Origin of the sequence: Tannerella forsythia (assembly GCF_001006485.1) — a bacterium.
Taxonomy (GTDB): Bacteria; Bacteroidota; Bacteroidia; order Bacteroidales; family Tannerellaceae; genus Tannerella; species Tannerella forsythia.
Genome location: NZ_JUET01000055.1, coordinates 1 through 5,347, shown reverse-complemented (window position 1 = coordinate 5,347; position 5,347 = coordinate 1). Strand labels below are relative to the sequence as shown.

Below are 5,347 nucleotides of genomic sequence, written 5' to 3'. Positions count from 1 at the left end.
CGCTTTTTCTTCAAAAAAAGGTCATAAAATATTTGTAGGGAAAGAAGATATTCCGTACTTTTGCACCCGCTTTCGAGAGGAGAGCCTGCTGCAAGAAGATAGAGGAAAGATTTTTCTGGGGGGGTGTTCTTTTTTTTATTTGTTTCAAACAAATGGGTTTGATAAGAAAAAAGACTTCTTTCCAAAAAAAGATTCGAAAAAATTTGGTTCGAATAAAAATTTGTTTTTATCTTTGCAGCCCGTTACCGGTTCGGTAATCGGATAAAAAAAAGAAAGAGTGTTATTCTTTGAAAGTGTTCGAGGGGTACACAAAAATAAAAAGCGATCTTTGTAAGATTTACATGTAAAACAAGATGTAGTACAAGAAAAAAAGTACCGTCAATATACGAAAATAAAGGAAAAGGATATATTTGGATTCTGAGCGCGATAGGATAAAAAAACAATTTGAACAACGGAGAGTTTGATCCTGGCTCAGGATGAACGCTAGCGATAGGCTTAACACATGCAAGTCGAGGGGCAGCGATGGTAGCAATACCTGTCGGCGACCGGCGCACGGGTGAGTAACGCGTATGTAACCTGCCCGCAACAGAGGGATAACCCGGCGAAAGTCGGACTAATACCTCATAAAACAGGGGTTCCGCATGGGGCTATTTGTTAAAGATTTATTGGTTGCGGATGGGCATGCGTACCATTAGGTAGTTGGTGAGGTAACGGCTCACCAAGCCATCGATGGTTAGGGGTTCTGAGAGGAAGGTCCCCCACACTGGTACTGAGACACGGACCAGACTCCTACGGGAGGCAGCAGTGAGGAATATTGGTCAATGGGCGAGAGCCTGAACCAGCCAAGTCGCGTGAAGGATGACTGCCCTATGGGTTGTAAACTTCTTTTACAGGGGAATAAAATGAGATACGTGTATTTTATTGCATGTACCTTGTGAATAAGCATCGGCTAACTCCGTGCCAGCAGCCGCGGTAATACGGAGGATGCGAGCGTTATCCGGATTTATTGGGTTTAAAGGGTGCGTAGGTGGGCTGTTAAGTCCGCGGTGAAAGTTTGTCGCTTAACGATAAAATTGCCGTTGAAACTGGTAGTCTTGAGTATAGATGAAGTAGGCGGAATGCGTGGTGTAGCGGTGAAATGCATAGAGATCACGCAGAACTCCGATTGCGAAGGCAGCTTACTAAGGTATAACTGACACTGAAGCACGAAAGCGTGGGTATCAAACAGGATTAGATACCCTGGTAGTCCACGCAGTAAACGATGATTACTAGGAGTTTGCGATATAGTGTAAGCTCTACAGCGAAAGCGTTAAGTAATCCACCTGGGGAGTACGCCGGCAACGGTGAAACTCAAAGGAATTGACGGGGGCCCGCACAAGCGGAGGAACATGTGGTTTAATTCGATGATACGCGAGGAACCTTACCCGGGATTGAAATGTAGACGACGGAGAGTGAGAGCTTTCTTCCCTTCGGGGCGTCTATGTAGGTGCTGCATGGTTGTCGTCAGCTCGTGCCGTGAGGTGTCGGCTTAAGTGCCATAACGAGCGCAACCCTGACTGTCAGTTGCTAACAGGTAAAGCTGAGGACTCTGGCGGGACTGCCGGCGTAAGCTGTGAGGAAGGTTGGGATGACGTCAAATCAGCACGGCCCTTACATCCGGGGCGACACACGTGTTACAATGGCAGGGACAAAGGGCAGCTACCGGGCGACCGGATGCCAATCTCCAAACCCTGTCTCAGTTCGGATCGGAGTCTGCAACTCGACTCCGTGAAGCTGGATTCGCTAGTAATCGCGCATCAGCCATGGCGCGGTGAATACGTTCCCGGGCCTTGTACACACCGCCCGTCAAGCCATGGGAGCCGGGGGTACCTGAAGTCCGTAACCGCGAGGATCGGCCTAGGGTAAAACTGGTGACTGGGGCTAAGTCGTAACAAGGTAGCCGTACCGGAAGGTGCGGCTGGAACACCTCCTTTCTGGAGCAGTCTTGGAATCTGTTTGAAAGATTCTTTTCCTTAGGTACTTTTATGGGTACTGCATTCTTGTTTTCATGTTTACAATAAAAAAAAAGGGAAAAGAGAAAAAGGAAGCTGGGATGTCTCGGTTTCTTTGTCGAAAAAAAAAGCCTGACTCAGGCTGCTTATTCGACTTGGAGAGCAAGAGACGATTCGTCTTATCCCGGCGGCAGTTGACGAGACAGTCCTATAGCTCAGTTGGTTAGAGCGCTACACTGATAATGTAGAGGTCGGCAGTTCAACTCTGCCTGGGACTACAGGAAAGTGAACAATGAAAAGTGAATAATGAAGAATGGCATCATTTTTAATTGTTAACTATTCATTATTCACTCAAAAGACGGGGGATTAGCTCAGCTGGCTAGAGCACCTGCTTTGCAAGCAGGGGGTCAACGGTTCGAATCCGTTATTCTCCACGAGTTTCGCAGTCTGCCCGAAGCGTTTATGAAAGAGGAGTTCTCTTGAACGACGAAGAAGGCGGAAACAAAAAAAGCGAAAAGAAGAGTTCTTTGACATGATGGACAAAACAGAGAAAAGATTTCGTATGTCGAATGATGTATGCAAATAGATCAATTGCACATATGAATGAAACTTGAAGCGAATTTTAAGAAAAGCGTAGAAAGAGCTAAAGATAAAGAAGCCCACAGTATCATGTAAGGATTGTATAATTGTATATGAAAACTGTGAGGTAAGGATAAAAAAGTAAAAGAAGGGCAGACGGTGGATGCCTAGGCTCTCGGAGGCGAAGAAGGACGTGATAAGCTGCGAAAAGCTCGGGGGAGGTGCAAATAACCTTTGATCCCGAGATATCCGAATGGGGTAACCCGGCTGGTTGAAGGCCAGTCACACCGCAAGGTGAGCGAACGTGGGGAACTGAAACATCTAAGTACCCACAGGAAGAGAAAATAAGAATGATTGCGTAAGTAGTGGCGAGCGAACGCGCAAGAGCCCAAACCATGGTTGTTTCGGCATCCCATGGGGTTGTAGGACCGCGACGTAGCAAGAAAAGATGAAAGTGGAACCCGCTGGAAAGAGGGCCATAGAGGGTGAAAGTCCCGTACACGAAATCATTTTGAAGCTTAGCGGTATCCTGAGTAGGTCGGGACACGTGAAATCCTGTCTGAAACTGCGGGGCCCATCCCGTAAGGCTAAATACTTCCGAGAGACCGATAGCGAACCAGTACCGTGAGGGAAAGGTGAAAAGAACCTCGAACAGAGGAGTGAAATAGACCCTGAACCCGTCTGCCTACAAGCGGTCGGAGCACTGTATACGTGTGACGGCGTGCCTTTTGCATAATGAACCTACGAGTTACTTTTTTTGGCAAGGTTAAGTGTCAAGTAGGCATGTAGCCGAAGCGAAAGCGAGTCTGAACAGGGCGGATAGTCAAAAGGAGTAGACGCGAAACCAAGTGATCTACCCATGATCAGGTTGAAGGTTAGGTAACACTAACTGGAGGACCGAATGGATATACGTTGAAAAGTGTTCCAATGAATTGTGGGTAGGGGTGAAAGGCTAATCAAACTTGGAGATAGCTCGTACTCCCCGAAATGCATTTAGGTGCAGCCTCGGGTGTTTTTGATGAGAGGTAGAGCGACTGATTGGATGCGAGGGCTTCACCGCCTATCAAGTCCAGACAAACTCCGAATGCTCATCATATGGATCCCGGGAGTGAGGGCATGGGTGCTAAGGTCCATGTCCGAAAGGAGAAGAATCCAGACCATCAGCTAAGGTCCCGAAATAGCCGCTCAGTTGCATTTAACGAAGTCAGACCGCATAGACAGCTAGGATGTTGGCTTGGAAGCAGCCATTCATTTAAAGAGTGCGTAACAGCTCACTAGTCGAGGGGTCTGGCATGGATAATAATCGGGCATAAGCGGTTTACCGAAGCTATGGATATCGCAAGATATGGTAGGGGAGCATTCCATACTCTGCGTTGAAGATAAGGGGTGACCTTTGTTGGAGCGTATGGAAAAGCAAATGTAGGTATGAGTAACGATAAAGGAGGTGAAAAACCTCCTCGCCGAAAGACCAAGGATTCCTGATCAACGCTAATCGGATCAGGGTTAGTCGGGGCCTAAGGATAAGCCGAAGGGCGATTCCGATGGAAGAGCCGGTTAATATTCCGGCACTGCTATATTGAGCGATGTGGGGACGGAGAAGTGACAGCACTGCCAACGGATGGAATAGTTGGTTGAAGGGTGTAGACGTTGATTGCGGCAGGCAAATCCGCCGCGAGAGTCGAACCTGACAGTATGCAGCGTACTTGTACAATGTAATATGTGCGTAAACAGGCTCCCAAGAAAATCCGCTAAGCATATTGATATAGCACTCGTACTGTAAACGGACACACGTGGTCGGGTTGAAAATACTAAGGCGCTCGAGAGATTCACGGTTAAGGAACTAGGCAAAATGGTCCTGTAACTTCGGGATAAAGGACGCCACTGGCGACAGTGGCCGCAGAGAATCGGCCCAGGCGACTGTTTAACAAAAACACATGACTATGCTAAATCGAAAGATGATGTATATGGTCTGACACCTGCCCGGTGCTGGAAGGTTAAGAGGAGAACTCATTCGAAAGGAGAAGGTTTGAATTGAAGCCCCAGTAAACGGCGGCCGTAACTATAACGGTCCTAAGGTAGCGAAATTCCTTGTCGGGTAAGTTCCGACCTGCACGAATGGTGTAACGATCTGGGCACTGTCTCAACTGTGAGCTCGGTGAAATTGTAGTATCGGTGAAGATGCCGATTACCCGCGATGGGACGAAAAGACCCCGTGAACCTTTACTATAGCTTTACATTGACGTTGGGCATCGGATGTGTAGGATAGGCCGGAGACTGTGAAGCTGTGACGCCAGTCATGGTGGAGTCGTTGTTGAAATACGGCCCTTTTGGTGTTTGACTTCTAACTCCTGTTTAATAGGAGGACACTGTATGGTGGGTAGTTTGACTGGGGTGGTCGCCTCCAAAAGTGTAACGGAGGCTTCTAAAGGTACCCTCAGACCGATTGGTAACCGGTCGCAGAGTGTAATGGCATAAGGGTGCTTGACTGAGAGACCTACAAGTCGACCAGGTAGGAAACTAGAGCATAGTGATCCGGTGGTTCCGCATGGAAGGGCCATCGCTCAAAGGATAAAAGGTACTCCGGGGATAACAGGCTGATCGCCGCCAAGAGCTCATATCGACGCGGCGGTTTGGCACCTCGATGTCGGCTCGTCACATCCTGGGGCTGGAGAAGGTCCCAAGGGTTGGGCTGTTCGCCCATTAAAGTGGCACGCGAGCTGGGTTCAGAACGTCGTGAGACAGTTCGGTCTCTATCTATCGTGGGCGTAAGATATTTG

1 protein-coding gene, 2 tRNA genes and 2 rRNA genes are annotated in these 5,347 nt (G+C 48.2%); all 5 read left to right on the top strand.

What is annotated here, in order from left to right; all coding sequences use genetic code 11:
* Window positions 1-265: hypothetical protein (locus Tanf_RS15040; RefSeq protein ID WP_046824832.1), on the top strand; the 265-nt coding region annotated here is incomplete at its 5' end.
* Window positions 266-448: 183 nt separating this feature from the next.
* A 16S ribosomal RNA gene (locus tag Tanf_RS02735) occupies window positions 449-1,973 on the top strand.
* Between the two features lie 222 nt (window positions 1,974-2,195).
* Window positions 2,196-2,269, top strand: a tRNA-Ile gene (locus Tanf_RS02730).
* Window positions 2,270-2,351: 82 nt separating this feature from the next.
* Window positions 2,352-2,425, top strand: a tRNA-Ala gene (locus tag Tanf_RS02725).
* A 281-nt stretch (window positions 2,426-2,706) separates the two neighbouring features.
* Window positions 2,707-5,347, top strand: a 23S ribosomal RNA gene (locus tag Tanf_RS02720); the annotation flags it as partial.